The following is a 25,957-nucleotide window of genomic DNA, read 5'->3' as shown; positions in this document are numbered from 1 at the left end:
GCCATGGCGGACGACAAGCTCCAGGAGATCATCATCATCCGGCGCCGGGGCGGCGAGGAAGAGGGCCATCACGGCGGCGCCTGGAAGATCGCGCTGGCCGACTTCATGACCGCCATGATGGCGCTGTTCCTGGTGCTCTGGCTGATCGGCTCCACCACCAAGGAGACGAAATCCGCCATCGCCGAATACTTCAACCCGGTGAAGCTCGCCGATTCCAGCTTCGACCGCCGCGGCCTGCGCGATCCCCAGAACAAGCCCGGAGAGCCGACCCCCGAGGAGGGCAAGCCGGACGGAGGCACGGGCGAGGGCAGCACGGAGGGCAAGACCGGGGGCAAAAGTGATGGGAAGAGCGACGGCAAGGGCGCTTCCGCCGCGCCGGGCACCCGGGCGCGCGAGGCGGCCCTGTTCCAGGACCCCTACGCGGTGCTGGCCAAGCTCGCCGCCGAGATCGAGTCCGGCCCCGAGACCGCCTCCGCCGACGCGGTCGCCATCGAGACCGGCGAGCCCGGGATCAAGGGCGGCGAGGCCGCGCGCGATCCGTTCGACCCGCTCTACTGGCAGGTCGCGCCGCTGGCCAAGACCCGGACCGAGCAGGCCGGCTCCACCGCGACGGTGACGCCCCTGCGCCAGGACAGTCTGCCCGATGCCCGCGGGGCGGCCCCCGGCCCGAAGCCGGCGCCGATCCGGGTCGCGTCGGCCCTGCCCGGCGAGACGGATTCCAAGGTCCTGGCGATGTTGGGCAAACCCGATCCGGTCGCGGGTCCGAAGGACGGCAAGGCCGTGCCGGATTCCAAGCCCTCGTCGGAGTCCAAAGCCTCCGAAGTGAAGACGTCCGAGGTGAAGGCGTCCGAAGCGAAGGCGTCCGAAGCGAAGGTGGCTGCGGAAGCGGCGGAGAAGATTCTTCGGGATGCCAAGCAGGCGGCCGACGCGGCCGAGACCGCCGCGATGGCCGAGATCAAGGCGGAGATCGCCAAGGTCCTGCCGTCGCAAGGGGGCGCTCCGGCACCCCGGACCGAGGTTCGGCGGACCGGCGAGGGCATCCTCATCAGCCTCACCGACGAGGTCAATTTCAGCATGTTCAGCGTCGGGTCGGCCGAGCCGCAGGCCAAGGTGGTGCGCGCCCTGGAGCAGGTCGCCCGCATCCTCAAGGACCGTCCCGGGCGGATCATCGTGCGCGGCCACACCGATGCGCGGCCGTTCCGCTCGGAGGTCTACGACAACTGGCGCCTGTCCTCGGCCCGCGCCCAGATGGCCTCCTACATGCTGGTGCGCGGCGGCGTCGCCGATGCCCGCCTCGAGCGCATCGAGGGCTATGCCGACCGGCAGCCGCGCAACGGCGCCGACCCGAAGGCCGCCGAGAACCGGCGCATCGAGATCCTGCTGCGGGCGCGCCCCGAATGAGGGCGGGCGCCGGATTGCGCCGGGCGTGGCTCGCCGGCGGCCTTTTCGTCGCCGGTGCGATGCTCGCCGCACCGGCCGGAGCGGCCGATGCTCATGGAAGTTCCCCGATGGGCGGCCACGGAAGTTCCCCTGCGGGGGGAGCGACAAACGCCCCGGCAAGCTCTCCTATCGGCGATCACGGAAGTGGCGCCGCCGCGGCCGCGCCGATCGAGCCGCTGCCGGTCAAGCCGCGCCCGGTCCCGGTCGAACTCGTTCGGACCCTGCAATTGCTGCAGGACCGCATCGCCCAGGGCTCGGCCCAGGCGCATCAGGGCCAGCGCGCCCTTCTGGCGCTGGCGGAATCGCGCATGCTCGCCCTCGAACCCGAGGTCTGGACCGACTCCGCCGCCCTGAATGCGGCCGTCAGCTTCGCTCTGGGCGGCGGTGGGCCGACGGTGCTGCGCCACCTCGTCGCCTCGGGCAAGCTGCCGGAGGCCGAAACGCCCCTGGTCCTCGGGGCGCTCGCCTATCTGGAGGGGCGCGAGAAGGAGGCCCGGGCCCTGCTGGTCAAGATCGACCCGCAATCGGTGCCGGTCAGCCTCGGTGGCCAGCTCGCCCTGGCCCAATCCGCGCTCGTCGTGCGCGATGATCCGACCCAATCGGTCCGCCTGCTCGACCTGGCGCGTCTGCTGGCGCCCGGTACGCTGGTGGAGGAGGGGGCCCTGCGCCGCGAGATCTTCGTCCTCGCCCAGGCCAACGACCTGTCCAAGTTCGAGACCCTGGCGATCCAGTATCTGCGCCGCTTCCGCCACTCGGTCTATGCCGGCAATTTCCGCCAGCGCTTCGCCGCCGCGCTCACCCGGCTCGACTTCACCGGCGACGACACCCGGTTCGGGCGCCTCCAGGCCATGCTCGACGAGATCGAGGTCGAGGGACGGCGCGAACTCTACCTCCTCGTCGCCCGCGCGGCCCTCGACCAGGGCAAGGGCGGGACGGCGGTCTTCGCCGCCGAGCGCGGCGTCACCCTGACCGAGCCCGGCTCGGTCGATGCCATGCGGGCGCGCCTCTACCGGGCGGCGGCCCTCGTCGTGGTGGACGGGCGCTTCGAGGAATCGATCGAGACTCTGCGGATGACCGATCGCACCCTGCTGGAGCCCGCCGACCGCGACCTGCTCGATGCGGCCCTGTCGACCGCGCGCGGAATCCGGGCGAATGTCGTTGCCCCGGCCCTTGTCCCGGCCCCGGCCCCGGCCCCGGCCCCGGCCCCAGCGCCGGCCCCGGCGCCGATTCCGGCCGCAGCGGAGCCGACGGGCGCCCGGGTTCTGCCCGTCGCCCCCGCCATCGCGCGGGCGCAGGGCGCGCTCGGGCGCGTCGACGAGATCATGCGGAGGAGTGAGCGATGAACGCGCTCGGTGCCACTTATCCCGGTTCCCGACCCCTCACCGATCCGGCGGGGTCCCGCTCAACCGGATACGAGACGCCGGAGCCCGGCGCCGACGCCTTCGGGACCGTGCTCGGAGCCCTGCACGGTGCGCGAGCCCCGGGCGACACCGTTCCGCCGAAGGCCGAGCGCGGGAAGCGCGGGGAGGACGCCGCCGGCATCGACGACAAGACAGCGTCGCGGGACGGCGAGACAGCATCGCGGGAGGACAAGACGGCGGAGGCGGAGGGCCATCCGGCGTCCGCCGACGCACAGGCGCCGTCACCCGGCGAGGGCTCCGGCCCGATGGCCCTCCTCGCCCTCCTGATGCCGTCCGGCGGGACGCCGGCACCGAGACCGCACGACCTGCCTCAAGAAACGCTGGAAACGCTGGTGGCCCGCGCCCTGCCGGGCCAGGGCGTTGCCTCGGCGGCCGTGCAGGTTGACGGCGTGGCTCTGGCGGCCGGGTCGGACGCCAGCCTCGCCATCGGGGCACCGGGGATGGAGGCCGCGGCCGGAACGGCCGAGGCGCGCACCCGCGTCACGGTACTCCAGCGCGAAACCCACTTCGCCCCGGTTCGCCCGAACCTCCTGCCCGGCACCTCTCCATCGGGAGCCGGGACGGGCAGCCAGGCGATCATCGCCGGAACCCCGGCCTTCGGCCCGCCCGATGCGGCATCTCTGGCGCATGAGGCCGCCGGTCTGCTCGATGCCGCGGCGATGCCCGCATCCCCGTCCGTGTCACCTCCGGGCGGTGCGCCGGTCGCGGCTGCGGCTCATTCGGGCTCGGCGAGCCCGGTTCAGGACCCGGACCGAGCGGTGGCCGCAGCCCTGGCCGATCCGGCGCGGCTGGCGGCGGCGCGCGCGCAGAGTGCCGGCGCGAACGAGTCTCCGCTCCCGGGCGCGCCCTCCGGCCCCCCGGCCGGGCTCGGGGCCGCATCCCCGGATGCCGAGGCGCGGGCGGATGCCCAAACCGGCCCCGGCGAAACTCGGGGAGCCGGCGCGGCCGCGCGGACGCCGGATCTCGGCGTCGCCTCCGCGCTGCGCGGTCCGCTGCCGTCCAGCGGTGGGCCGGTCCAGTCCGCCGGCCTCGCCCGGACGATGGCGGATGCCGGGTGGCGGATCGCGCCGGCGGTCGCCTCCGGGGCTGGCGACGCCGCCATCCCGTCCGCGCCGAGCCCGGCTCCGTCCCTGCCGGGAATCGCCGATCCCGGCCTTGTAACCGGGGCCTTGCCCGGCCCCGCGGCCGCCCCCGCGCAGCAGGTCGCTGCCGCCGTCGTGGCGGCGCTTCCACCCGGCCCGCCTGTGCTTCCCGGCGCAGCCCAGGGGGAGGGGCCTTTGAGGCTCCTGACGCTGCAACTGCACCCGGCGGATCTCGGCACCGTCCTGGTGCGGATGCGGCTGCGCGACGGTCAGCTCGCGCTGAGCCTGCAGGCTGGTCGTGAGGACACGGCGCGTCTCCTGCGCGAGGGCGGTGCGGTCCTGAACGACCTCCTGCGTCAGGCCGGATATCGTTCCGAGGCCGTGACGGTCACCATCCTGCCGGCCAGCCCGCAGGGCGACGGGTCGGCCAATCCAGGCTCGCAACAGGGACAGGGCGCACAAGGCTTCCCGGCGCAGGGCGAGTCCGGCGCGAACCACGGCCGTGCGACGCCCGACCAGTCGGGCCGGCGTGCCCCGGACGAGTCCGGTGCGGCCTCCCACGATTCCCGAGAGCGGATGCATGAGAGCGTTTCGAGCAGCCCTGATCGCAGCGGCGTTTACCTCTAGCCTTCCGGGCGCGGCGGTCGCCAACAGCGCGCCGCCGGCGCCGGCCAAGGCCGCCGCGCTGCCCGCCTCGGCCAATATCTGCGAGCGCGAGATGGCGGGCGCCTCGGCCCGGCACGGGGTACCGCTCGGCGTGCTCTACGCGGTGGGCCTGACCGAGAGCGGCAGGCGCGGCTCGCTGCAGCCCTACGCCATGAACATCCAGGGGCGGGCCTATTTCGGGACCAGCGCCGCCGACGTGATGAGCCAGCTCGCCCAGGCCCGGGCCGGCGGGATCAAGCTCGTCGATCTCGGCTGCATGCAGATCAACCATCACTACCACCGCGAAAAATTCGCGAGCCTGGAGGCGATGATCGATCCGCGCCAGAACGTCGAGTACGCCACCCTGTTCCTGAAGCAGTTGAAGGCGCGCGAGGGCAGCTGGACCCTGGCGGTGGCGCGCTACCATGCCGGGCCGAACAACAACCCGGCGCAGAAGCAGTATGTCTGCCGGGTCATCGCCAACATGATCGCCACCGGCTTCGGAGCCTGGACCCCGGGGGCGCGCAGCTTCTGCCAGTGAGGGAGATCAGCCGACGAAGGTGTAGCCCATGAAGCGCTTGGCTTCGATCGGATCGTAGCCGAGGCGCTGGCTGAGCTTCTTGCGCAGCTTGCTGACGTGGCCCTCGATGACGCTTTCCTCGACGCCGTTGCTGTAGACGCCGTAGACGATGTTGTAGATCTGCGCCTTCGTCATGCGGCGGCCGCGATGGCGCACCAGGCATTCGAGGATGTGCCGTTCCCGGCGCGGCAGGGGCAGCACCGCGCCGTCGACCTCCGGGTCGCGGCCATCGAAATGCACCTTCAGGCGCGCGGCCTCGGGCGTCGTTTCCCGGACCGGCTGGGTCTCGGCATTGACGCGGCGCCAGATCGCCTCCGAACGCGCCAGGATCTCGCGGATGTGGACGGGCTTCGGCAGCACGTCGTCGATGCCGGCCTCGAACAGCTGGAGGGTCTGGTCGAGCGAGCGCACATCGCTCAGCGCGATGATCGGGGCGCGCGACATCTTCCGGATCAGACCGGCGCAGCGCGCCCGGCCCTCGAAATCCCCGAGCAGGAAGCCCTGGATCGCCTCCCGGTCGACCGGCGATGAGGACTGGAACCAGTGCGTGAATTCCTGCGGATCGAGCCCGAGGGAGGAGATGCCTTCGCGATCGAAGCTGGCCTTGTATCCGGAATTTACTGATGGCCGCTCATCGACCAGGACGTACATTGACAGTCTCCGGGTCACCGTGCGCGTCAATCACAGGCGAACGTGTCAACGCGCATAGGCAAGACAACTGAAAGTTCCGCCGGCGCTTAGTCAATGTAGGCGGAGACAAAGCAGGGCGGTTCGATTCGGCTATTATTTAGCAATGTCGAGCATCGGCCGCGCCGTCAATGGCTTAATGAGCACACGCGAACGTGATCGAACCGCTTTGGCATACCAAATTGCCGCGCCCGAGATCGTGCCGCATCACGCCGCCGCGCGCACCAGCCTGGCATCCTCCAGGGCCGCCTTGAATTCGGCGAGGCAGAAGCCGAGTTCCTTTTTGGCGCGGATGTCCTTTTTGGCGCGGATGTCCTGGTCGGCGTGAATGTCCTGGTCGGCGCGGATGTCCCGGTCCGCGAGGATGCGCTGGATGGCGACGCCGACATAGACCCCGTCGAGGATCAGCTTGAAGAAGACGGTCACGGGTTCGGTGACGAATTCCATGTCGAGCACGACGGTGAGGGAGCGGCCCCAGTCGAACTGCACGTCGGCGCCGTCCGCATAGGCGATCGTCGCTTCCTTGAAGAACGGTTCGGCCGAGGAGGCGACGAGGTCGGCGATGTTGCCGTGTCGCGCAGCCTGAACCCATCCGATCAGGATGCCGCCGTCGAGCAGGCAGAGTTCGGCGATGAAGTCGCGGATCGCGGTGGCGAAGACGCGCTCGGCATCGGCGAGCACGTCCGGCTCGTGCCAGGGCGAGGCTTCGGCGGAAAACGACGTTTCGGTCATCAGCGCGCCTTCGAGAACAGGAAGAACAGGATCTGAGCCACTGCGCTGTAGAACTCCGCGGGAATCATCTGGTCCACCTCGACACTGTCGTACAGGGACCTTGCGAGAGGCTTGTCTTCCACCACCGCGATGCCGTTCGCCTCGGCGATTTCTCGGATGCGCAGGGCGACGAGGTCCTTGCCCTTGGCCAGCACGAGGGGCGCGGGCTGCTCGTCGCGGGCATAGCGCAGCGCGATGGCGTAGTGCGTCGGGTTGGCGATCACCACGGTGGCCTGTTTGACGTTGGCGAGCATGCGCTTGCGCGAGCGATCCTGCGCCAGCGAGCGCAGCCGGCTCTTCACCAGCGGATCGCCCTCCGTCTGCTTGTGCTCGTCCTTCAGATCCTGCTTCGACATCCGGAGCGAGCGCTGCCAGCGCATCCGCGACCAGACCAGGTCGGCGGCCACGATGACGATCGTGGCGATGCACACGACCGAAATGAGCCGGATCGACACCGTCAGGATGAGATCCGGGATCTGGCTCGGGTCGGCGAACATGGCACTCACGACTTTGCCGCCCTCCGAGCGCAGGAGCAGCAGGGCAATGAGACTGACACTTAAAAATTTAAGGACCGATTTCAGGAATTCGGCCTGACCCGCCTTTCCGAAGATCCGTCCCCAGCCGGCCATCGGCGACACCCTGGACCATTGCGGGCGGATGCGTTCGAGGACGAGGCTCGGCACGTTCTGGATCAGCGCCGAGACGAGGCCGCAGCCGCCGATGACCAGTACGATCGGCACCAGGAAGCGCGCCGCCGCCAGGGCGGTGGCCTCGAGGAGGCGCGCTACGTCCTGGTTGTTCTCGAGGGCGAAGTCGCGGGGGTGGTCGAGGAACGGAGCCAGCGCCTGGATCAGGGGCGTGAGGGACTCGCGGAGACCGAAGCTGAGGGCGATGAGCAGCCCGAGAATCGAGGCGAAGATCGGCGCCTCGCGCGAGAATGGGACGTTGCCCTTCTCGACCGCCTCGCGGATCTTGCGCTCGGTCGCCGCCTCGGTCTTGCTCTCCTTGTCGTCGTCGGACATCGCATGACCGGGTCGGGACCGCTCGCCCTAGCGGACGAGGGTCTCGACCTCGCCCTCGGCGTTGATTTCGAGTTCGCCGCGCCCGGCCATCTCCAGGGCGAGATCGGTGATGCTGCGGCGCGCCTCGGTCACGTCCTTCTGGGCCGCCGGCTCGCCGCCGTTCAATTCGTGCTCGACCATGCGGCGGACGCGGGCGGAGAGCGCACTCAGGATGACGCCGCGGAACTCGGCATCGGTGCCCTTCAGGGCCAGGACGAGGCGATCGTTGGGCACCGCGTCGAACAGGGTGGTGCGGGCGCGCGGCGCCAGCTTGACGATGTCGTCGAAGGTGAAGAGCAGGCCCTTGAGGATCTCGACGGATTTCGGCCGCGATTCGGACAGGCTGGACAGCACCTCGTCGATCTGGGTGCGCTCCATCTTGTTGATGATGTCGGCCATCTTGGCGTGGGTGTCCGCCCCCGCATTGCGGGCCCCGTTGGCGAGCAGGTCCTCGTTCAGGGCGCGCTCGATGGTGGCGATCACCTCGTCGCAGACCGGCTTGAAGCTCAGCATCCGCCGCATCACCGTGTTGCGGGTGGGCTGGGGCAGATGGGCCATCACCTTCGCGGCCGCTGCGGGCTTGAGGCGCGACAGGATGAGGGCCGCCGTCTGCGGATGCTCCTTGACGAGGTAGCTCGCGATCACGCCCTCGGAGACCGCCGCCATGCGTTCCCAGACCGAGCGGTCGGCATCGCCCCGGACATCGGCCAGGATGGCGGCCACCTGATCGGCGGGCATCAGGCCGGTGAGCAGTTTCTCCACCTCGGACGCGGTGCCGATCAGACGGCCGTCGGCGGAAAACTCGTGCGAGAACATCTCGACGATGTCGTCGAGCTGATGCGCGCTGACCGTGCCGAGCTGCGTCGCCGAGCGGGTGATGCGGCGGATCTCGTCCGGCTCGAAATATTTCAGCAGGCGCCCGGCCGCGGGCTTGCCCATGGCCAGGAGCAGGGCCGCGACCTCGTCCACCGGGTTGAGGGGCCGATGGGCGCCCGGGGCCCGTTGGGGGATCGGCACGCTCGCCACGGTCTTCGTCCTCAGCCGTTCTGGCCGGCGTCGGCCGGGCCGACGATCTCGGTCAGGGAGACGCCGAAGCGGGAATTGTCCTCCTCGACCACGACGATCTCGCCGCGCGCCACGACCCGACCGTTGACGGTGACGTCGACGGGTTCGCCGACCCGGTGGTCGAGGGGCACGATGGCGCCGCGCCCGAGCTTCATCAGGTTGGCCACCGGCATGGTGGCGGAGCCCAGCACGACCTGGATCAGCACGGGGATGCGCAGGATCGAATCGAGGTTGCGGCCGTCGCCGATCCGCGCGTCGTTCCCGTCCGGCACGTCGACCGACACGCTGGGGAACACCGGGGCGGTGCCGGCGGCGGCGATGTCCGCATCGTCGAAGGGGCTGTTGCTCATCATCCGCTCGTCAGGGGCTGCAATCGAAGGCCGGACAGGAGGCCGGCCGGGTGCGGAAGGGATAAGGATCGGGGAAAGTCGGTCCGCACGCAAGCGGATCGGCGTCAGGCGGTCAGTTGGTGCCGACCTGTGGCCGCCACATCGCGGCCCGGTCCTTCGCGGCCCGGTCCTTCGCGATCCGGTCCTTCGCCACTTGGTCCTTCGCGACCCGCGATCTCGCGACGGCTGGCCTCCAGCTCGGCCAGGGTCTGGCGCGCTTCGCCGATGCGCTGGTCGAGCGCTTCGAGGATCTCGCGACCCTCGGTGCTGAAGTTGCGCACCGCCTCGCCCGCCTGGGCCAGGGCCTGACCGGACTGCGTCAGGATGCGGCCGTATTCGGCCTGCGTCCGGTCGAGGCGCTTCAGCTTGAGGTACATCGGCACCACGCAGGCGCTCGTCGCCATGAGGGCGAGGAGCAGAATGGTATCAACCCACGGGGTCATGGGGCACGCCCTCCTGGTCCTGCGTGATGGCTTCGTCGACGCGCAGCACGTAGGAGCCCTGCGCCTGGCCCATGTGGCACCAGAACAGCGCCCGGTCGTTGCCCTCGAGCTTCACCCGCGTCGACGGCGTCGCGTCGAGGCCGATGACCTGGCCGACCTTGAGGTCCGCGATCTCGCCGAGCGTGAGCGTGCGCTCCTCGAGCACCGCCCGCAGGGTGACCTCCGCCTTCTGCACCTCGGCGGCGATCTGCTGCGTCCATTTCGGGTCGCGGGCGGCCGAGTCGCCGGTCAGCACCTTGGCGAGGGCCGGCCGCATCGGGTTGATCACCGACTGGGGCAGGATCAGGAACATCTCGCCGCCGCGATTGAGCGCCTGAACCGAGAACTTGGCCTCGACGGCCTTGTTGTTGCGCCCGCCGATCACCGCGAACTCCATCCGGGTCTCGGTGCGCTCCAACCGGAACGGCGTCATCGAGACGAGGGCGAACGACGATTCGAGGGCCTTGCCGACCTGCTCCAGGATGGTCTGGGCGAGGCGGATCTCGAGGCTGGAGAACGGGCGCTCGTCCTCCACCGGCGGCTCGGCCCCATCCGCACCGAACAGAGCCTCCACCAGGGTGAAGAGGAAGTCGCGGTCGAGGCCGACCAGGATGTGGCTGTCCCATTCGGGGGCGTGGAAGATGCCCGCGATCGCGTTGTTCTCGTAGGCGTCGAGCATCTCGCCGAAGCGGCCGCTGGTGACGCCGCTGAAGGAGAAGTAGACCGGCGATGAGACGAGGGGCTTGAGGTTGTCCGAGCAGCCCGAGGTGAGCCGGTCGAACACCACGTGCAGCATCGGCATGCGGTCGAGGGAGAGCCCGCCCGCTTCGATCAGGCGGGCACGGACCTCGGCGGCGTTCCCGGTGGGGACGTTCATGCTCAGGCGGCCTCCCTCTGCGCGCCGCCGTTGACGGTGGCGTTCTCGACCTCGTCGATGGTGGGCCGGTCGCTCAGGGCGATGCCCTTGCGGCCATGCTCGACGGCGATCTGCGGCACGGCCCCGCTCATGTAGGCGATCAGGCTCTGCTTGACGATGACGTAGACGTGGTTCTGCTTCTCGCGGATGATCTTGATCTTGATGGCGAAGGGGCCGAGCACGCCGTAGGACATGAACACGCCGAAGAAGGTGCCCACCAGCGCCGCGCCGATGAGGCCGCCGAGGATCTGGGGCGACTGATCGAGGGCGCCCATCGCCTTCACGATGCCGAGCACCGCCGCCACGATGCCCAGCGCCGGCATCGCCTCGGCCACGGTGGTGACCGCGCCGTAGGGCTTGAGGCGATCCTTGCGGTAGCCGCTGATCTCCTCCTCCATCAGCGCCTCGATCTCGTGCGCGCGGGCGTTGCCGATCAGGATGAGACGGGCATAGTCGCAGATGAACAGCACGAGGTCGGCGTTCTTGGCGATGTCCGGGTAGGCCTTGAAGATCTCGGAATTGGCCGGGTCGTCGAGGTGGGGCTCGACCTCGTTGCGGGGCTTGGCCTTCAGCTCGCGCATCAGAGCGTGCAGGAGGCCCAGCAGCGCGAGGTAATCCTTGCGCTTCGGCACCTTGCCGGTCAGCGCATCGAGGCTGGCCTTGCCCGAGTCGACCACCGTCTTCATCGGGTTGGCCATCACGAAGGTGCCGGCCCCCATCCCGCCGATGATGACGAATTCCCAGGGCTGCCAGAGCACGACCAGATGGCCGCCCATGGCGACGAAGCCGCCGAGCATGCAGCCGATTGCGATGACGAGGCCGATCAGAACGCCCAAGGCTCGACGCCTCCGCTGGGGATGGAAAAATCCGATGGAGCGGACCTAACCAGGATGGCTTGCGTGGGGCTGGATCGTTTCTCCCCCGAAACGCCGGGTTCGGGTGGGACCGCGCGCGGCGCCGCGCGTTGACGCTGCGCAGAGCAACCGAAGCGAGACCGCCCGATGAGCAGCACGGCCACGCCCGACAACGACCACGAGCCCGCCACCGTCAACGTCTCGGAGCCCTGGACCCTGGCCTATTGGGCCCGCCGCTTCGAGGTGCCGCGCGAGGAGGTCGAGGCGGCCGTCGCGGCGGTGGGGCACGATCCCCAGGCCGTCGCCGCGCAGCTCGGGCGGCCCTGGCCGTTCGAGGGCAGCGGCATCGTGTAAGGGCGAAGCGGCGTCCCTCAGCGGCGCCCGCTCGAGCCGAAGCCGCCGGTGCCGCGGGGGCCGGACTCGGTGATGCGCGGAGCCGTACCGGGCCCGTCATGCCCGGTGTCGTCCCGAATCGCGAAGGTCGGCCGCGTCACGCGGGTGAAGACGAGCTGGGCGATGCGGTCGCCCGGCTCGATCCGGATGCCGGCGGCGTCCGGGCCGGGCGGATTGCGGTTCCAGGCCGAGATCAGCAGCGGCCCCTCGTAGTCCGCGTCGATCACGCCCGTGCCGTTGCCGAGGACCAGGCCCTCGCGGTGGCCGAGGCCGGAGCGCGCGAAGAGGAGGCCGCACCAGCGCGGATCGCGGATCGCCAGGGAAAACCCGGCGGGGATCAGGGCCGGCGGACCCTGCGGCGCCAGGATCAGGGGCGCGTCGAGGCAGGCGTGGAGATCGAGGCCGGCGGCCTGGGCCGAGCCCCAGCGCGGAAATCCCCAGCCGGCGAGGCGGGAATCGAGCAGGCGCAAGTCGACGGCGAGGTCGACGGCGAGGCCGATGGAGAGGTCGACGGCGAGGCCCTCGGCACCATCGGGTTCGGCGGTCATGCGGTCCGCGCCGCGATGGCGTCGGCCAGCGCGACCGTCCGGGTCGCCTCCGCGGCATGCAGGCGCTCCACCATCTTGCCGTCGAGGCCGATGACGCCGCGGTCGCGATTCTCCGGCTCGGCGAAGGCCGCCAGGATGCGTCGGGCCCAGGCGATGTCCGCCTCGCTCGGGCCGAAGGCGGCGTTGGCGGGCGCGATCTGGTCCGGGTGGATCAGCATCTTGCCGTCGAAGCCGCAATCGCGCCCCTGCGCGCATTCGGACGCGAAGCCCGCCGCATCGCGAAACTCGTTGTAGATCCCGTCGATCACGTCGATCTCGTAGGCGCGGGCGGCGGCGATCACGCTCATCAGCCACGGCATCAGGGCCGGCCGGCCCGGCACGCCGAGGCGCAGGCGGCTGGCCTTGGCCAGATCGTTCGGCCCGACCATCAGGCAGGCGAGGCGGGTGTCGACGTCGCGGGCCGAACTCGCGATGTCGGCGAGATGCAGGATCGCCATCGGGCTCTCGATCATCGCCCAGGTGCGGGTCCGGTCCGGTGCGCCGAGGCGGCGCAGGCGCGAGCCCACGGCCACCAGGGCATCGGCGCCCGTCACCTTCGGCACCACGATCGCGTCGGGGCCGGCGGGCGCGATGGCGGCGAGGTCGGCCTCGCCATAGGGCGTGTCGAGGGCGTTGATCCGCACCACGACCTCGCGCCGGCCGAAGCCCCGCTCCGCCACCGCGCGGGCGACGGCCTCGCGCGTCGCGGCCCGCGTCTCCGGCGCGACCCCGTCCTCCAGGTCGATCATCACCACGTCGGTCGGAAGCGTGCGGGCCTTCTCCAGCAGGCGGGGATTCGAGCCCGGCATCGCGAGGACGCTGCGGCGAGGGCGGATCTCGGTCATGGCGCATCCCTTCGACGATGGTGCGGGGTCGGGCGCGACGTCACCGGACCCGGCGGCGATGCCGGCCTGTCTCGACGCCCCCTCGGCACCGACTCACCCTGGGAGCCGGCGATACCGGTCCCGCGACAGGGTTTCAAGGCATCGACCCCATGCGCGGCCCGGCACCGCTCCGGGCTGGCCTCGACCGGTCAATCCCGCAGATTGTAATGCGCCAAACCACCGCCGATGCGTGTGTCATGAGACTGTCGCGCAATCGTCATACCGCCTTGGCCCAACGCACCGTATGGCGCGGTGCACACCGGACGACGCGCTGCGGCATGTGATCCGGTGCGCACTCCTCCAGGAGATCCTTCGATGAAGTTCACTACCCTTGCCACCCTCGTGGGACTTGGCCTTGCCTCCCTCGCACCGGCCCAGGCCGCCGAGATCACGGGAGCGGGCGCGACCTTCCCGTTCCCGATCTATTCGAAGTGGGCCGAAGCCTACCGCAAGGAGAGCGGTCTCGGCCTCAACTACCAGTCGATCGGCTCCGGCGGCGGCATCAAGCAGATCCAGGCCAAGACCGTCGATTTCGGCGCCTCCGACGCGCCGCTGAAGGGCCCCGCCCTGGAGAAGGACGGCCTCGTCCAGTTCCCGACCGTCATGGGCGGCGTCGTCACCGTGGTGAACATCCCGGGCGTCGAGCCGGGCAAGCTCAAGCTCACCGGCGACGTCATCGCCGACATCTATGCCGGCAAGATCGCCAAGTGGTCGGATGCCCGCATCGCCAAGCTGAATGAGGGCCTGAAGCTGCCCGATTCCAACATCACCCCGGTCTACCGCTCGGATGCCTCCGGCACGACCAACATCTTCACCACCTACCTGTCCCAGGTCTCCGAGCCCTGGAAGAAGGATTACGGTTCGGCCACCACCATCAGCTGGCCCGTGGGCCAGGGCGGCAAGGGCAACGAGGGCGTCACCGCCACCGTCAAGCAGGTCCCGAACGCCATCGGCTACGTCGAGTCGGCCTACGCCAAGCAGAACAAGCTCAGCTACGCTCTGATCCAGAACAAGGCCGGCAAGTTCCCGCAGCCCGACGACAAGGCCTTCCAGGCCGCCGCCGCCAGCGCCGATTGGAAAGCCGCCCCCGGCTTCGGCATCTCGCTGACCAACGAGCCCGGCGACGATGCCTGGCCGATCACCGCCGCGACCTTCATCCTCGTCCACAAGGACCCGACCGACCCGGCCCGCACGGCCGAAGTCCTGAAGTTCTTCGACTGGGCCTACAAGAATGGCGACAAGCTCGCGGTCGACCTCGACTACGTGCCGCTGCCCGACGCCGTCGTGAGCCAGATCCACGACGCGTGGAAGGAGATCAAGGGCAAGGACGGCAAGCCCGTCTTCAACATGTGAGCCGAAACCCTCGCGGGCTCCGGCCCGCGAGCCCCGCGGGGCGAGCCACCTCGCGCAAGCGTGCCAGACCGGCCCGGCGTCACGACGCCGGGTTCGGCCGGCGCACCCCCCCTGGCAACGATCCGGTGATCCCCTCTCGCGCCGACGCCCGGCGCAGGGTAGGACGCCGCCCGGTGAAGAGAAGACACTCGGATGGCCGCCTTGACTGACCAGATCGCCCTGACGCGGGACCGCGCCTCGGTCCGCAAGAAGCCCGGCGGCCTCGGCGACAGCCTGTTCCGCACGGCCTCCTACGGCTCGGCCCTCCTGGTGCTCCTCTTCCTGGCTGGCATCCTGGGCTCCATCGCCTACGGCGCCTGGCCGGCCTTCAACGAGTTCGGCTTCGGCTTCATCACCTCCAGCACCTGGAATATCGGGCAGGAGCAGTACGGCGCCCTGGTGGCCATCGTGGGCACCCTGGCCTCGGCGGTCCTCGCCCTGCTGATCGGCGTGCCGCTGTCGCTCGGCATCGCGGTCTACCTGACCCAGCTTTGCCCCGGCTGGGCCCGCAAGCCGGTCTCGATGACCATCGAGCTTCTCGCCTCGGTGCCGAGCATCATCTACGGCATGTGGGGCCTGTTCGTGTTCGCCCCCCTGTTCGCCCGCTTCGTGCAGGTGCCGGTCTCGAACCTCGTCGAGGGCATGCCGATCGTCGGCACCCTGTTCTACGCCCGCGTGCCCTCCGGCGTCGGCATCCTCACCGCCGGCATCATCCTCGCCATCATGATCGTGCCCTTCGTGGCCTCGATCACCCGCGACATGCTCGACCAGATCCCGACCGTGCTGCGCGAGAGCGCCTACGGCATCGGCTGCACCACCTGGGAGGTGGTGCGCCACGTGCTGGTGCCGCAGGCCTCGGTCTCGATCATCGGCGCGATCATGCTCGGCCTGGGCCGGGCGCTCGGCGAGACCATGGCGGTGACCTTCGTCATCGGCAACGCCAACCGGCTCTCGGGTTCGGTCTTCGATCCGGGCTCCACCATCGCGTCGCGCATCGCCAACGAGTTCAACGAGGCCGACGGCCTGCAGCTGAACTCCCTGATGGCGCTCGGCTGCATCCTCTTCGTGATCACCTTCTTCGTCCTGATCATCGCCCGCATCCTCACCCGCCGCGCCAAGGTCGCCTGAAGCCGGATCCCTCCAAGGCCCGCGACCCCGCGCTTCGAGACGTCAGGAACCCCATCATGGACGCCGCCAACCCCCTCAGTGCCAACCCCCTCTCCGCCACCCCGGCCCGGATCAGCCGGGTCCGCTCGGGCCGCCGGATCGCCGACCGGACCCTGATCCTGGCCAGCACGATCGCCACGCTGGTCGGCATCGTGGTGCTCGGCTCGATCCTGTTCATGCTGGTGGTCGAGGGCATCAAGGGCTTCTCGCCGATGCTCTTCACTGAGCCGACGCCGGGACCCGGCTCCGAGGGCGGCGGCATCGCCAACGCCATCCTGGGCAGCCTCGTGATGACCGTCCTGGCCATCCTGGTGGCGACCCCGGTCGGCGTGATGGCCGGCACCTTCCTGGCCGAGTACGGCCGCAACTCGAAGCTCGCCGACGTCATCCGCTTCCTGAACGACATCCTTCTGTCGGCGCCCTCGATCCTCATCGGCCTGTTCGTCTACACCCTGATGGTGCGCCCGATGGGCTCCTATTCGGGCTGGGCCGGCGCCGTGGCGCTCGCCATCATCGCCACCCCGGTCATCGTGCGCACCACCGAGGACATGCTGCGCCTCGTGCCCTCGACCCTGCGCGAAGCCGGCGCGGCACTCGGCGCGCCGCCCTCCATCGTGATCAAGAGCATCACCTGGCGCGGGGCCAGCGCCGGCATCGTCACCGGCATCATCCTGGCGCTCGCCCGCATCGCCGGCGAGACGGCGCCGCTCCTGTTCACGGCGCTCAACAACAACAGCTGGTTCTCCCCCAACCTGATGGGCGGCGTCCCGAACCTTCCGGTGATGATCTACCAGTTCGCGCTCTCGCCCTACCAGAACTGGCAGCAGCTCGCCTGGGCCGGCGCCCTCCTGATCACGGTCACGATCCTCGCCCTGTCGATCGTGGCCCGGTTCGTCATCAAGACCGAGCGGTCGCGCTGACCTCCAGCGCCCCGCCTCCCGCTTCTTCCCCTTCGCTCGACAGGATGCTGAACCGATGAACGCCGCCCCCGGGATCACCTCCGCGCAGCTCACCGGACGCCACAAGGCCGACGAGACCTCGCCGATCCGCATCGCCGTCAAGGACCTGAACTTCTATTACGGCAGCTTCCACGGCCTGAAGTCGGTCAACCTCAACTTCCACGACCGCCAGGTGACGGCGCTGATCGGCCCGTCCGGCTGCGGGAAGTCGACCCTGCTGCGCACCTTCAACCGCATCTACAGCCTGTATCCGGACCAGCGGGCGGAGGGCGAAATCCTCCTCGACGGCCAGAACGTGCTGGATTCCAACGTCGACCTGAACGAGCTGCGCTCGCGCATCGGCATGGTGTTCCAGAAGCCGACGCCCTTCCCGATGTCGATCTACGACAACGTCGCCTTCGGCCTGCGCCTCTACGAGAAGCTGCCCAAGGCCGACCTCGACGTGCGCGTCGAGGAATCGCTCCGCAAGGCCGCCCTCTGGGACGAGGTCAAGGACAAGCTCAAGCAATCCGGCATGGGCCTCTCCGGCGGTCAGCAGCAGCGCCTCTGCATCGCCCGCACCGTGGCCCAGCGCCCGGAGGTGATCCTGTTCGACGAGCCGACCTCGGCCCTCGACCCGATCTCGACCGGTCGCATCGAGGAGCTGATCGAGCAGCTGCGCTCGGAATTCACCATCGTCATCGTGACCCACAACATGCAGCAGGCGGCGCGCATCTCGCAGTTCACCGCCTTCATGTATCTCGGCGAACTGGTGGAGTTCGGACCCACCACGCGCATCTTCATGAATCCGGAGAAGCGCCAGACCCAGGACTACATCACCGGCCGCTTCGGCTGATCCGGTCCACGCCAGACCCCATGCCAGAACCCATGCCAGATCCCATGCCGTGGCGGGCACCGGACAGGCGGGCCCGACCGAGGAGTGCGACCCATGCCCGACCACATCGTCAAATCCTACGACACGGATCTTGAGAACCTGCGCCGCTCGATCTCCGAGATGGGCGGCATCGCCGAGAAGATGATGACCGAGGCCGGCGAGGCCCTGGTGCGCCGCGACTCTCCCCTGGCTCAGGCCGTCATCGCGGCCGATACCCGCCTCGATACGCTTCAGCGCGAGATTGAGGAGCGGGCGATCCTGCTGATCGCCCGGCGCCAGCCGCTGGCCATCGACCTGCGCGAGACGGTGACGGCGATCCGCGTCTCGAACGATATCGAGCGCATCGGCGATCTCGCCAAGAACGTCGCCAAGCGCGTCGTGGCCATCGCCGACCAGATCCAGCCGCAGAAGATCGTCATCGGCGTCCAGCACATGAGCGACCTCGTGCAGGAGCAGCTCAAGGACGTGCTCGACGCCTATGCCAGCCGCGACATCAAGGCGGCGCTCGACGTGTGGGAGCGCGACGACGCCATCGACGCGCTCTACAACTCGCTGTTCCGCGAACTCCTGACCTACATGATGGAGGACCCGCGCAACATCTCGTTCTGTACCCACCTGCTGTTCGTGGCCAAGAACATCGAGCGCATCGGCGATCACACCACCAACATCGCCGAGACGATCCACTACCTGGTCACCGGCGAGAACCTGCTGGCGGAGCGGGAGCGACCCAAGAACGACGCGTCCAACTACGCCACGGTGGACATGCCTGGCGCGGCCTGACTCCGCCTGATCGAAAGCGCACGATGAGTACGCGTATCCTGATCGTCGAGGACGAGGAGGCCCTGACCCTCCTGCTCCGCTACAACCTCGAGGCCGAGGGCTTCATCGTCGATTCCGCCGCGCGCGGCGACGAGGCGGACCTGCGCCTGCAGGAGCAGGTCCCCGACCTCGTCCTGCTCGACTGGATGCTGCCGGCCCTGTCGGGCATCGAGCTGTGCCGCCGCATCCGGGCCCGGCGCGAGACCGAGCGCCTGCCGGTGATCATGCTCACGGCGCGCGGCGAGGAGGGCGACCGCATCCGCGGTCTCGGCACGGGCGCCGACGACTACATCGTCAAGCCGTTCTCGGTTCCGGAACTGCTGGCGCGGGTGCGCGCGCTGCTGCGTCGGGCCAAGCCCGCCCACGTGGCCAACCTGCTGGTGGCCGGCGACATCGAGCTCGACCGGGTCAGCCACCGCATCCGCCGGGAGGGCCGCGAGATCCATCTCGGGCCGACCGAGTTCAAGCTGCTCGAATTCCTGATGCAGAGCCCCGGCCGGGTGTTTTCCCGCGAGCAGCTCCTCGACGGGGTCTGGGGCCACGACGTCTACATCGACGAGCGCACCGTCGACGTCCATGTTGGCCGCCTGCGCAAGGCCCTGAACCGTCCGCGCCAGAGCGACCCGATCCGCACCGTGCGCGGCTCGGGCTATTCCTTCGACGAGATGTTCGAGGCCGAGGGCGAGTAGGGCGACCGTCGTAGCGCAGTCAGGCGAACAGCATGCCGTCGCTGGGCGCGTGCACGGTGAAGCCCTTGCCCTCGTCGATCCAGCCCGCACCGGCAGCGCCCTGGTTGATGCCGGCGGCCTCCTCGGCATTGCCGGCGAAGTGATGCTGGCCGGTCTTGGTGTTGAAGAACCGCTCCAGCGTCACGGTGCCGGGCGCGCTGGCATCCGCGTAGGCCTCGAACGCGACGCCCTCGTATATGTAGGACGGGTTGGTCTTGATGATCTGGTCGCGCTCGCCGACGCTGGTCGTGAAGAAATGCGCGTTCGTGCCGGTGTCGAAGAACCGGAACACGTCGACGGTGTCGGCCCCCGGGGTCGGGGTCGCCCACGGGGTTCCCTCGTAGGTGAACCACGGCAGGGTCTGCAGGATCTGCGCCTTCTCGGCGCCGCTCGTGGTGTAGAAATGGTCCCCGGTCTTGGTGTCGTAGAAACGGTGCACGGCCGTGACCTCGGCCTGCACGACCAGGGCGGGCGGTGCTGCCTGAATCGGGGCGCTGCGAGCGCCGTACAGCGCCTGGACGCCCGCGATGTCGCCGGCCGCGAGGCTGGAGATGGTGGGATCCAGGATGGCGTTCATCACCTCCGGCTTGGCATTGTAGTGGTCGAGCCCGATCGCATGCCCGATCTCGTGAAGGGCGACGGCGGAAAGATCGACGTTCTGATTGCTGACGACGCGGCCCTTCGCCGTGTGCCATCCTTCTCCACTGTCGAAGGCGACGGTCACGGATTGAAGGCGCTGTCCACTATAGGAATAGGTCGCATTCCCGACGACCTTGCCGAGACCGTCGATGCTGTTCAGGGTGAGATCGATATCGGATTCGACCGTCGACACGACCTGCTGGAAGGCGATGTCGGCATAGCTCGACCAGGCGGCGAAGGCGGCCTGGATGACGCCGACGAAGCTCGCGGGAATCGTTGCGTCGAGAGCCCAGGTGACCATGCCGCCGCCTGTCCCCGCCGGACCTCGGCCCCAGCGCGGTCCCTCAAGCGCGTAATCTCCCATCGGCATCCTCCCATCGGCCCGGGAACCTCGAATGGAAGGATGACCAAATCGTTAATGACAGCGCGCTTTTTTCAGTCCTTTTCGATCCCGGCCCTTCTCAATCGAGTCCTCGGCCCCCTGTGACTTGGGCGTCACACGATGCTGCGCACCACGCCGCCATCGACCCGGAGGGCCGCCCCGCTGGTGGCGCTGGCGGCCGGGCTGCAGATGTACGCCACCATGCTGGCGACTTCGTCGACGGTGGCGAGGCGGCCGATCAGCGAGGTCGGGCGGTGCTCGGCCACGAAGGCGCGGCCAGCGGCATCGAGGTCGACGTCGCCGCCGCGTCCGTCGTCCTTGGCCATGCTCTTCATGAAGTCCGCGACGCCCTCGGACAGGGTCGGTCCCGGCAGCACGCTGTTCACGGTCACGCCGGAGCCGGACACGGTCTCGGCGAGGCCGCGCGCCACGGCGAGCTGGGCCGTCTTGGTCATGCCGTAATGGACCATCTCCACCGGGATGTTCACGCCGGATTCGCTGGAGATGAAGACAACCCGGCCCCAACCGCGCTGGACCATGCCCGGCGTGTAGGCGCGCGACAGGCGCACGCCGCTCATCACGTTGGTCTCGAAGAAGCGGTGCCAGTCCTCGTCCGGAATGTCGAAGAACGGCTTCGGCTCGAAGATGCCGGTGTTGTTGACCAGGATGTCGATGTCCGGCAGCCCCGCGACCACGCGCGCGGCCCCGTCCGGGGTGGAGACGTCGCCCGGCGCGCCGATGAAGGTCGCCTTGCCGGTCTCGCGCTTGAGGCGCTCGACGGCGTCGCGCACGCGATCCTGGGTGCGCCCGTTGATCGCCACCGTGGCGCCGAGCTCCGCCAGGGCCTTGGCGATGGCGTAGCCGATGCCGGTGGTGGAACCGCTGACGAGGGCGCGCTTGCCCGACAGGTCGAGTTGCATGGTGTTGTCCTCGGTGGAGCTGGCACCGGGTCAACGCGCCGGAACGGCCCTGGTGCGATCATGCCATCGGCGCGGCTCTGCCGGGGCTCGGTCAACGTTCGGAAGACCGTTTTTCCGAAGTCTCGTCTCTCCGAAGCGTCATCCTGTCTGTTGGCGCCGCAAGACGCTGGCCACTGCCCCGAAGGCGGCGAGACCGACGGCGCACCACAGGGTCGCGGCCACCGGTCCGGCCGCAGCGGCGCCCTGGTGCAACCCGAAGATCACCGCCACCAGGGCGGCCCCGAAGGATTGTCCGGTCAGACGCGCGGTGGATTGCATGCCGCTGGCCCCGCCGCTGCGGTCACGCGGGGCGCTGGTGATGATGACCTTGTTGTTCGGCGACTGGAACAGCCCGAAGCCGAGGCCGCACAGGGTGAGGCGCCAGGCGATGTCGAGATGGGAGGCGTCCGCCGGCAGCAGCGCGATCGCCGCGAGGCCGGTCGCCATCAGGGCGAGACCAAGGCCGCCCAGCAGCCCTGGAGCGTAGCGGTCCGCGAGGCGCCCGGACAGGGGGGCCATCACCGCGATGGCGATGGGCCAGGGCGTCATCAGGAAGCCGGTCTGCGTCTCGGACAGGTGCAGCACGTCCTGAAAGTAGAAGGGCAGGGCGACATAGGCCATCATCTGCGCCCCGAACGAGGCGATCGAGGTCGCCATCGAGAGGGCGAAGGCCGGAATCCGCAGGAGATCGACCGGCAGGAGCGGACGGGTCATCCGGGTCTGCGTCCAGACGAAGAGGGCGCCGACGCAGAGGGCCGCGCCGATCTCCGCCAGGGCGACGCCCCGCGTGGCCGGATCGCCGAGGCCGTCGACGCCGGTGATCAGGAGCCCGAAGGTCAGGGCGTTGAGAAGCGCGCTGCGGATGTCGAAGCGGCCGCCGCTCTTCGGCGTCGCCGGCAGGGTGCGGGCGCCGACCGCGAGGGCGATCACCCCAACCGGCAGGTTGACCAGGAACAGCCAGGGCCAGGTCGCCACCGACAGGATCGCGGCCGCCACCGTCGGCCCGGCGGCCGAGGCCATGGCCACCACCAGGGCGACGTTGCCGACGCCACGCCCGATCAGGCGATGCGGATAGATGAAGCGCACCAGGGCGATGTTGACGCTCATGATGCCGGCGGCGCCGAACCCCTGCGCGATCCGCGCCGCCACCAGCCAGTCGAGGGTCGGGGCGAAGGCGCAGGCCACGGAGGCCGCCGTGAACAGGATGAGGCCGGTGAGGTAGACCCGGCGATAACCGAGGATGTCGCCCAGCGAGGCCAGAGGCAGCAGGGAGGCCGTCACCGCGATCTGGAAGCTGTTGGTGACGAAGATCGCCGCGGAGGGCTCCACCGCCAGATCCTTCGCCATCACCGGCAGGGCCACGTTGACGATGGCGCCGTCGAGCACCGCCATGGTCATCGCAAGGCTGATCGCCAAAAGCGCCAGCATGCGTTCGCGCACCGGCAAGCCATCCGGTACGGGCTCGGGCGAGGCGTGGCGGGGCGCGTCGGCATTCATGGCCGAGGCGTGGGACGCGGCGCCGGTTTCCGCAAGGGGGCCGGAGACTCCGCGTGTCCTTTGTCACCCGGATCGGGCGGCATGCGGCCGGAACCTGCGCTATGTCAGCCGATGCGTGCGACCGCGCGCCGTTGTCGGGAACACACATGGACGCGCTCCGCTCAGTCTCCGCCCTCCTTCTGGCGGCCCAGCTCACCGTGGCACCGGCCGCCGCGCAGACGAGGGCCGACGACGCGTCTCCCCTGGGCATCGCCCTCGAAGGCTTCGCCTATCCCTATCCGGTGTTCTTCCTCGAGCGGATGCGCGACGGCGAGCGCCAGCGCCTCGCCTATATGGATGTGCCCGCCGAGGGGCAGGCCAACGGACGCACCGTCCTGCTCCTGCACGGGCGCAATTTCCCGTCGAGCTACTGGCAACCGGTGATCCTGGCGCTCAGCCGCGCCGGGTACCGGGTGCTGGTTCCGGATCAGCTCGGATTCGGCAAATCGGCCAAGCCCGTCGGCCCGTACACGTTCGACGCCATGGCGGCCGACACGGTGGGCCTGCTCGATTCCCTCGGGTTGCCGCGCGTCGACGTGGTGGCCCATTCGATGGGCGGAATGCTGGCGGTGCGCCTGACCCGCAATGCCCCGGCCCGCATCAACAGCCTCGTGCTCGAAGCCCCGATCGGTCTGGAGGATTACCGGTTCACCGTGCCGCCCGTCTCCGACGCGACCCTGCTGCGCCTGGAGGGCGACGCGACCGCCGATTCCTATCGCCGCCAGTTGATGACGAACTATGCCCTGTCGCTGCCGTCCTCCGCCATCGAGCCGTTCGTCTCCGTGCGCGAGCGGGTCAAGGGCTCGGGCGAGTATCCGCGCTGGCTCCAGTCCTTCGTCAATTCCTACCAGGCCATCTGGGGCCAGCCGGTGGTGCATGAGATCCCGCTGATCCCGGTGCCGACCCTCTTCCTCATGGGCGAGAACGACCACAATGCCCCGGGCAAGCCCTTCGCGCCGGAATCGCTCCGGGCCGACATGGGGCGCAACGCCGAGCACGCGCGCACGTTGGCCGCTCGGATGCCGAACGGCCGCGCCGTGGTGCTGCCGGGCATCGGCCACCTCGTCCACCTGGAAGCGACGGACCAGTTCAACACGCTGACCCTCGAATTCCTCAACGGCCACTGAGACGACGCAACGCGGGAGACGGTTCATGGATGTGGGCGTGATCGGCCTCGGCCGGATGGGACGCGGCATGGCGGCGAGCCTCGTGCGGGCCGGTCACCGGGTTCGGGTCTGGAATCGCTCCCCGGCGGGGGGCGAGGGGCTGGAAGGCGTGGTGCCGGTGGCCACGGCCGCCGAAGCCTTCGCGGGCGATGCGGCGATCACCATGCTGGCGGACGACGCGGCGTTGCGCGCCGTGATCGTCGCGGGCGGTCTCCTCGACGGCGGCACCCGCCCGGGCCTGCACCTGTCGATGAGCACGATCTCGGTGGCCCTGGCCGAGGATCTGGCGGCGATCCATGCGCGCGCCGGAGTGCCCTACGTCGCGGCCCCGGTCTTCGGGCGCCCCGATGTCGCCGCCATGGGCAAGCTGAACATCGTCGCGGCGGGCGATCCCGCAGCCGTCGCCCGGGCGCAGCCGCTGCTCGATGCCATGGGCGCCCGGACCTGGGCCTTCGGGTCCGAGCCGCACCGGGCCAACGCGGTCAAGCTCGCGGGCAACTTCATGCTGATCTCGGCGATCGAGGCGATGGGCGAAGCGGCCGCCTTGGTGGAGGGGCACGGGGTCACGGGGGCCGATCTCCTCGATCTTCTCACCAACACGCTGTTCGCATCGCCGGTCTACAAGAACTACGGCGCCCTGATCGCCGACCATCGCTACGAGCCGCCGGGATTCGCCCTCAAGCTCGGCGCCAAGGATATCGGCCTCGCCCTGGACGCCGCCGGGGCGGCCGGCGTGCCGATGCCCTTCGCCGACGTGTTGCGCGACACCCTGATCGCGGCGATGGACCACGGCGATGCCGACAAGGACCTCGCCGCCCTCGCCGAGGTCGCCCGCCGGCGCAGCCGGACCGTCTGAGGTCCGGCCCTTCCCGCGGCGTGCGGTCGCCTATCGTCCGAACAGGTAGAGCGACGTACCGACCACCACGGGGACCATCGCGGCGAACCCGATGAACAGCGGCAGGATCCACCGGTTGTGACCCTCGGGCTTCGCTGCGGCGCGGACCTTCGGGGGGGCCGCCTCGGTCTTGCGTGCCAGGGCGATGCGCGCATGCGAGGGGGCATTGCCGGCCGCCTCGTCGTCGGTGCCGAGTTGCGACAGGCCGGTGTCGTAATGGGCGATCTTGTCGCCGGTCCGCCCGCTGTCGATATCCGCCTTGAGCATGGCGGTGGTGGGCCGCTCGGAGTCCGGGGGCGTCTCGACGGAGAGATCGCCCGGGGTGGGTGGGGTTTCGGATCGCAGGGCCATGGAGGTCTCCGGGTGTCTGTGCGGGGCCAACGCGTCAATCCGACCGGCCGTTCGACGCCCTCCGGCGGCGCCACGCTGTGACGCAGCCGGAATGCCAGAAGAGCCCCGAACCAGGGTTCGGGACTCTTCTGGCTGCGTTTGGGTCCGAGGTGATCGGCCTGTGCGATCAGCGACCGCCGCCGCCGCCGCCCGCGCTGCCGTTCGGGATGGCGCGCTCGGGCAGGTTGGCGTTGCCGCCCGCGGCCGAGTCGGTGGTGATGGTGTCGGCTCCGTTGGCGCCCCGCGCGATCACCACGTCGGGATCGTTTCCGGTGGTGTTCGGCTGGCTCTCGACGATGGTGCCGCGTCCACCGGGCCCGCGCTCGGGCAGGACGCCGGTCTGGGCCGAGACGGACAGGCCGGTGACGGCGGCGATGAGGGCGGCTCCGAGAAGGGGCGCGGACGTTTTCACGAGGGACATGCTACGAAGGCTTTCCGAAGAGGAGATATGTCAGGGCAACCGCCGAATATCGCGCTCGTTCCTCAGTCCTGAGACACGCGATACTTCAGTCCTGATCCGTACAGTTCCTGTAATGGCTCTGCTGTCCCAAGGGGAACACACGTTGTCGTTTGAGTTTTTACCAGGATCTGACAATCGAAAGCTATGAGGAGCGACGAATGCAGGATCCGGAACCGCCCAAACCCGGTGACGAGGCCACGCCTGGCGCGCCGGGGACCGGCGAGAACCTGTGTCGTCACTGCCAGTGGACCGGACTGCTGAACGCCCAGCCCTGCCCCGAATGCCGGGGGACCGGCACCATCACCAGCGGGATCGGCGGCGGCTGAGCCGCCAG

The 25,957-nt window shown here is 69.5% G+C and carries 29 protein-coding genes; 14 read left to right on the top strand and 15 right to left on the bottom strand.

The annotated features are described in order from the left end of the window. The first annotated feature begins 3 nt into the window (after positions 1–3). Genes ASF57_RS15430 through ASF57_RS15415 form a run of 4 tightly spaced genes read left to right on the top strand, consistent with a single transcriptional unit; the run spans position 4 to position 5,129 of the window. Positions 4–1,401, top strand: coding sequence for a MotB family protein (locus ASF57_RS15430; RefSeq protein WP_056484883.1), 1,398 nt, complete (start codon positions 4–6; stop codon positions 1,399–1,401). After that, a complete protein-coding gene (locus tag ASF57_RS15425; protein WP_056484881.1) occupies positions 1,398–2,783 on the top strand; it encodes a chemotaxis protein MotC in 1,386 nt (461 codons plus the stop codon). Before ASF57_RS15430 ends, ASF57_RS15425 begins: the two co-directional genes overlap by 4 nt. Next, positions 2,780–4,570 carry a flagellar hook-length control protein FliK gene (locus ASF57_RS15420; protein WP_056484879.1) on the top strand — a complete coding sequence of 597 codons (1,791 nt, stop codon included), beginning with the start codon at positions 2,780–2,782 and terminating at the stop codon, positions 4,568–4,570. The genes ASF57_RS15425 and ASF57_RS15420 overlap by 4 nt, the downstream gene beginning before the upstream one ends. Next, positions 4,524–5,129: a transglycosylase SLT domain-containing protein gene (locus ASF57_RS15415; RefSeq protein WP_082504025.1), complete on the top strand. Its 606-nt coding sequence runs from the start codon at positions 4,524–4,526 to the stop codon at positions 5,127–5,129. The genes ASF57_RS15420 and ASF57_RS15415 overlap by 47 nt, the downstream gene beginning before the upstream one ends. A 6-nt stretch (positions 5,130–5,135) precedes the next feature. Here ASF57_RS15415 and ASF57_RS15410 read toward each other — a convergent pair whose 3' ends face one another. The 8 genes from ASF57_RS15410 to motA form a co-directional block, all read right to left on the bottom strand. Further along, positions 5,136–5,819, bottom strand: coding sequence for a response regulator transcription factor (locus tag ASF57_RS15410; RefSeq protein WP_056484876.1), 684 nt, complete (start codon positions 5,817–5,819; stop codon positions 5,136–5,138). 243 nt (positions 5,820–6,062) lie between these two features. Continuing rightward, positions 6,063–6,587 (bottom strand): hypothetical protein, encoded by a 525-nt coding sequence (locus ASF57_RS15405; RefSeq protein WP_244476963.1) that lies wholly within the window; start codon positions 6,585–6,587, stop codon positions 6,063–6,065. Further along, complete coding sequence (gene flhB, locus ASF57_RS15400) at positions 6,587–7,648, bottom strand: flagellar biosynthesis protein FlhB (protein ID WP_056484874.1); 1,062 nt, start codon at positions 7,646–7,648, stop codon at positions 6,587–6,589. The genes ASF57_RS15405 and flhB overlap by 1 nt, the downstream gene beginning before the upstream one ends. A gap of 27 nt (positions 7,649–7,675) precedes the next feature. Continuing rightward, a complete protein-coding gene (locus ASF57_RS15395; RefSeq protein WP_056181348.1) occupies positions 7,676–8,713 on the bottom strand; it encodes a flagellar motor switch protein FliG in 1,038 nt (345 codons plus the stop codon). Positions 8,714–8,724: 11 nt separating this feature from the next. Beyond that, the gene (fliN, locus tag ASF57_RS15390) at positions 8,725–9,102 is read right to left on the bottom strand and encodes a flagellar motor switch protein FliN (protein WP_056181936.1); all 378 of its coding nucleotides are present in this window, start codon (positions 9,100–9,102) and stop codon (positions 8,725–8,727) included. A 104-nt stretch (positions 9,103–9,206) separates the two neighbouring features. Continuing rightward, complete coding sequence (locus ASF57_RS15385; protein ID WP_244476962.1) at positions 9,207–9,584, bottom strand: hypothetical protein; 378 nt, start codon at positions 9,582–9,584, stop codon at positions 9,207–9,209. After that, the gene (locus tag ASF57_RS15380; RefSeq protein ID WP_056181346.1) at positions 9,568–10,500 is read right to left on the bottom strand and encodes a FliM/FliN family flagellar motor switch protein; all 933 of its coding nucleotides are present in this window, start codon (positions 10,498–10,500) and stop codon (positions 9,568–9,570) included. Before ASF57_RS15380 ends, ASF57_RS15385 begins: the two co-directional genes overlap by 17 nt. Positions 10,501–10,502: 2 nt before the next feature. Then, complete coding sequence (motA, locus tag ASF57_RS15375; RefSeq protein WP_056181344.1) at positions 10,503–11,375, bottom strand: flagellar motor stator protein MotA; 873 nt, start codon at positions 11,373–11,375, stop codon at positions 10,503–10,505. A 165-nt stretch (positions 11,376–11,540) separates the two neighbouring features. On the opposite strand from motA, the gene ASF57_RS15370 reads away from it, so the two are divergent. Further along, the gene (locus ASF57_RS15370; protein ID WP_056484871.1) at positions 11,541–11,747 is read left to right on the top strand and encodes a DUF3606 domain-containing protein; all 207 of its coding nucleotides are present in this window, start codon (positions 11,541–11,543) and stop codon (positions 11,745–11,747) included. Positions 11,748–11,764: 17 nt separating this feature from the next. Here the strand turns inward: ASF57_RS15370 and dut are convergent, their stop codons facing one another. Both dut and ASF57_RS15360 read right to left on the bottom strand, forming a co-directional pair. Next, positions 11,765–12,334, bottom strand: a complete 570-nt coding sequence (gene dut, locus ASF57_RS15365; protein WP_082504024.1) for a dUTP diphosphatase — start codon at positions 12,332–12,334, stop codon at positions 11,765–11,767. Next, a complete protein-coding gene (locus ASF57_RS15360; protein WP_056181337.1) occupies positions 12,331–13,218 on the bottom strand; it encodes a CoA ester lyase in 888 nt (295 codons plus the stop codon). The genes dut and ASF57_RS15360 overlap by 4 nt, the downstream gene beginning before the upstream one ends. A gap of 354 nt (positions 13,219–13,572) precedes the next feature. Between ASF57_RS15360 and pstS the strand changes: the two genes are divergently transcribed. The 6 genes from pstS (at position 13,573) to phoB (ending at position 19,157) form a co-directional block, all read left to right on the top strand. Further along, on the top strand, positions 13,573–14,610 hold the full coding sequence (gene pstS, locus ASF57_RS15355; RefSeq protein WP_056484870.1) for a phosphate ABC transporter substrate-binding protein PstS: 1,038 nt from the start codon (positions 13,573–13,575) through the stop codon (positions 14,608–14,610). Between the two features lie 192 nt (positions 14,611–14,802). After that, complete coding sequence (gene pstC, locus ASF57_RS15350; protein ID WP_056181330.1) at positions 14,803–15,777, top strand: phosphate ABC transporter permease subunit PstC; 975 nt, start codon at positions 14,803–14,805, stop codon at positions 15,775–15,777. A gap of 56 nt (positions 15,778–15,833) precedes the next feature. Then, positions 15,834–16,736, top strand: coding sequence for a phosphate ABC transporter permease PstA (gene pstA / locus ASF57_RS15345; protein ID WP_056484868.1), 903 nt, complete (start codon positions 15,834–15,836; stop codon positions 16,734–16,736). A gap of 55 nt (positions 16,737–16,791) precedes the next feature. Then, positions 16,792–17,610: a phosphate ABC transporter ATP-binding protein PstB gene (gene pstB, locus ASF57_RS15340; protein ID WP_056181324.1), complete on the top strand. Its 819-nt coding sequence runs from the start codon at positions 16,792–16,794 to the stop codon at positions 17,608–17,610. 93 nt (positions 17,611–17,703) lie between these two features. Further along, positions 17,704–18,429, top strand: a complete 726-nt coding sequence (gene phoU, locus ASF57_RS15335; protein ID WP_056181321.1) for a phosphate signaling complex protein PhoU — start codon at positions 17,704–17,706, stop codon at positions 18,427–18,429. A 23-nt stretch (positions 18,430–18,452) separates the two neighbouring features. Beyond that, the gene (phoB, locus tag ASF57_RS15330) at positions 18,453–19,157 is read left to right on the top strand and encodes a phosphate regulon transcriptional regulator PhoB (RefSeq protein WP_056181319.1); all 705 of its coding nucleotides are present in this window, start codon (positions 18,453–18,455) and stop codon (positions 19,155–19,157) included. Positions 19,158–19,176: 19 nt separating this feature from the next. Here the strand turns inward: phoB and ASF57_RS15325 are convergent, their stop codons facing one another. From ASF57_RS15325 to ASF57_RS15315, 3 genes are all read right to left on the bottom strand, one after another. Next, positions 19,177–20,136, bottom strand: coding sequence for a matrixin family metalloprotease (locus ASF57_RS15325; RefSeq protein ID WP_056484866.1), 960 nt, complete (start codon positions 20,134–20,136; stop codon positions 19,177–19,179). A 194-nt stretch (positions 20,137–20,330) separates the two neighbouring features. After that, positions 20,331–21,137: an SDR family oxidoreductase gene (locus ASF57_RS15320; RefSeq protein WP_056185843.1), complete on the bottom strand. Its 807-nt coding sequence runs from the start codon at positions 21,135–21,137 to the stop codon at positions 20,331–20,333. A gap of 138 nt (positions 21,138–21,275) precedes the next feature. Beyond that, positions 21,276–22,673 carry an MFS transporter gene (locus tag ASF57_RS15315; RefSeq protein WP_056484864.1) on the bottom strand — a complete coding sequence of 466 codons (1,398 nt, stop codon included), beginning with the start codon at positions 22,671–22,673 and terminating at the stop codon, positions 21,276–21,278. 146 nt (positions 22,674–22,819) lie between these two features. On the opposite strand from ASF57_RS15315, the gene ASF57_RS15310 reads away from it, so the two are divergent. Both ASF57_RS15310 and ASF57_RS15305 read left to right on the top strand, forming a co-directional pair. After that, entirely contained in the window at positions 22,820–23,839 is a 1,020-nt protein-coding gene (locus ASF57_RS15310; protein ID WP_056484862.1) for an alpha/beta hydrolase, read from the top strand. Between the two features lie 25 nt (positions 23,840–23,864). Continuing rightward, complete coding sequence (locus ASF57_RS15305; RefSeq protein ID WP_056484859.1) at positions 23,865–24,734, top strand: NAD(P)-dependent oxidoreductase; 870 nt, start codon at positions 23,865–23,867, stop codon at positions 24,732–24,734. A 30-nt stretch (positions 24,735–24,764) separates the two neighbouring features. Here ASF57_RS15305 and ASF57_RS15300 read toward each other — a convergent pair whose 3' ends face one another. After that, the gene (locus ASF57_RS15300; protein ID WP_056185830.1) at positions 24,765–25,124 is read right to left on the bottom strand and encodes a hypothetical protein; all 360 of its coding nucleotides are present in this window, start codon (positions 25,122–25,124) and stop codon (positions 24,765–24,767) included. Between the two features lie 166 nt (positions 25,125–25,290). Beyond that, positions 25,291–25,584: a hypothetical protein gene (locus ASF57_RS15295; RefSeq protein WP_056484857.1), complete on the bottom strand. Its 294-nt coding sequence runs from the start codon at positions 25,582–25,584 to the stop codon at positions 25,291–25,293. A gap of 197 nt (positions 25,585–25,781) precedes the next feature. Between ASF57_RS15295 and ASF57_RS26470 the strand changes: the two genes are divergently transcribed. Then, a complete protein-coding gene (locus ASF57_RS26470) occupies positions 25,782–25,949 on the top strand; it encodes a hypothetical protein (RefSeq protein ID WP_200935882.1) in 168 nt (55 codons plus the stop codon). Positions 25,950–25,957: the final 8 nt, after the last annotated feature.

Origin of the sequence: Methylobacterium sp. Leaf117 (genome assembly GCF_001422985.1) — a bacterium.
GTDB lineage: Bacteria > Pseudomonadota > Alphaproteobacteria > Rhizobiales > Beijerinckiaceae > Methylobacterium.
Note: the sequence above shows the minus strand (reverse complement) of the source record. Positions and strands in the feature narration are given on the sequence as shown.

Bases quoted from the DNA above. Each gene is read 5' to 3' on its own strand.
- ASF57_RS15430 (WP_056484883.1), top strand. From the start codon at position 4: ATGGCGGACGACAAGCTCCAGGAGATCATCATCATCCGGCGCCGGGGC.
- ASF57_RS15425 (WP_056484881.1), top strand. From the start codon at position 1,398: ATGAGGGCGGGCGCCGGATTGCGCCGGGCGTGGCTCGCCGGCGGCCTT.
- ASF57_RS15420 (WP_056484879.1), top strand. From the start codon at position 2,780: ATGAACGCGCTCGGTGCCACTTATCCCGGTTCCCGACCCCTCACCGAT.
- ASF57_RS15415 (WP_082504025.1), top strand. From the start codon at position 4,524: ATGAGAGCGTTTCGAGCAGCCCTGATCGCAGCGGCGTTTACCTCTAGC.
- ASF57_RS15410 (WP_056484876.1), bottom strand. From the start codon at position 5,819: ATGTACGTCCTGGTCGATGAGCGGCCATCAGTAAATTCCGGATACAAG.
- ASF57_RS15405 (WP_244476963.1), bottom strand. From the start codon at position 6,587: ATGACCGAAACGTCGTTTTCCGCCGAAGCCTCGCCCTGGCACGAGCCG.
- flhB (WP_056484874.1), bottom strand. From the start codon at position 7,648: ATGTCCGACGACGACAAGGAGAGCAAGACCGAGGCGGCGACCGAGCGC.
- fliN (WP_056181936.1), bottom strand. From the start codon at position 9,102: ATGAGCAACAGCCCCTTCGACGATGCGGACATCGCCGCCGCCGGCACC.
- ASF57_RS15385 (WP_244476962.1), bottom strand. From the start codon at position 9,584: ATGACCCCGTGGGTTGATACCATTCTGCTCCTCGCCCTCATGGCGACG.
- ASF57_RS15380 (WP_056181346.1), bottom strand. From the start codon at position 10,500: ATGAACGTCCCCACCGGGAACGCCGCCGAGGTCCGTGCCCGCCTGATC.
- ASF57_RS15370 (WP_056484871.1), top strand. From the start codon at position 11,541: ATGAGCAGCACGGCCACGCCCGACAACGACCACGAGCCCGCCACCGTC.
- dut (WP_082504024.1), bottom strand. From the start codon at position 12,334: ATGACCGCCGAACCCGATGGTGCCGAGGGCCTCGCCGTCGACCTCTCC.
- ASF57_RS15360 (WP_056181337.1), bottom strand. From the start codon at position 13,218: ATGACCGAGATCCGCCCTCGCCGCAGCGTCCTCGCGATGCCGGGCTCG.
- pstS (WP_056484870.1), top strand. From the start codon at position 13,573: ATGAAGTTCACTACCCTTGCCACCCTCGTGGGACTTGGCCTTGCCTCC.
- pstC (WP_056181330.1), top strand. From the start codon at position 14,803: ATGGCCGCCTTGACTGACCAGATCGCCCTGACGCGGGACCGCGCCTCG.
- pstA (WP_056484868.1), top strand. From the start codon at position 15,834: ATGGACGCCGCCAACCCCCTCAGTGCCAACCCCCTCTCCGCCACCCCG.
- pstB (WP_056181324.1), top strand. From the start codon at position 16,792: ATGAACGCCGCCCCCGGGATCACCTCCGCGCAGCTCACCGGACGCCAC.
- phoU (WP_056181321.1), top strand. From the start codon at position 17,704: ATGCCCGACCACATCGTCAAATCCTACGACACGGATCTTGAGAACCTG.
- phoB (WP_056181319.1), top strand. From the start codon at position 18,453: ATGAGTACGCGTATCCTGATCGTCGAGGACGAGGAGGCCCTGACCCTC.
- ASF57_RS15325 (WP_056484866.1), bottom strand. From the start codon at position 20,136: ATGGTCACCTGGGCTCTCGACGCAACGATTCCCGCGAGCTTCGTCGGC.
- ASF57_RS15320 (WP_056185843.1), bottom strand. From the start codon at position 21,137: ATGCAACTCGACCTGTCGGGCAAGCGCGCCCTCGTCAGCGGTTCCACC.
- ASF57_RS15315 (WP_056484864.1), bottom strand. From the start codon at position 22,673: ATGAATGCCGACGCGCCCCGCCACGCCTCGCCCGAGCCCGTACCGGAT.
- ASF57_RS15310 (WP_056484862.1), top strand. From the start codon at position 22,820: ATGGACGCGCTCCGCTCAGTCTCCGCCCTCCTTCTGGCGGCCCAGCTC.
- ASF57_RS15305 (WP_056484859.1), top strand. From the start codon at position 23,865: ATGGATGTGGGCGTGATCGGCCTCGGCCGGATGGGACGCGGCATGGCG.
- ASF57_RS15300 (WP_056185830.1), bottom strand. From the start codon at position 25,124: ATGGCCCTGCGATCCGAAACCCCACCCACCCCGGGCGATCTCTCCGTC.
- ASF57_RS15295 (WP_056484857.1), bottom strand. From the start codon at position 25,584: ATGTCCCTCGTGAAAACGTCCGCGCCCCTTCTCGGAGCCGCCCTCATC.
- ASF57_RS26470 (WP_200935882.1), top strand. From the start codon at position 25,782: ATGCAGGATCCGGAACCGCCCAAACCCGGTGACGAGGCCACGCCTGGC.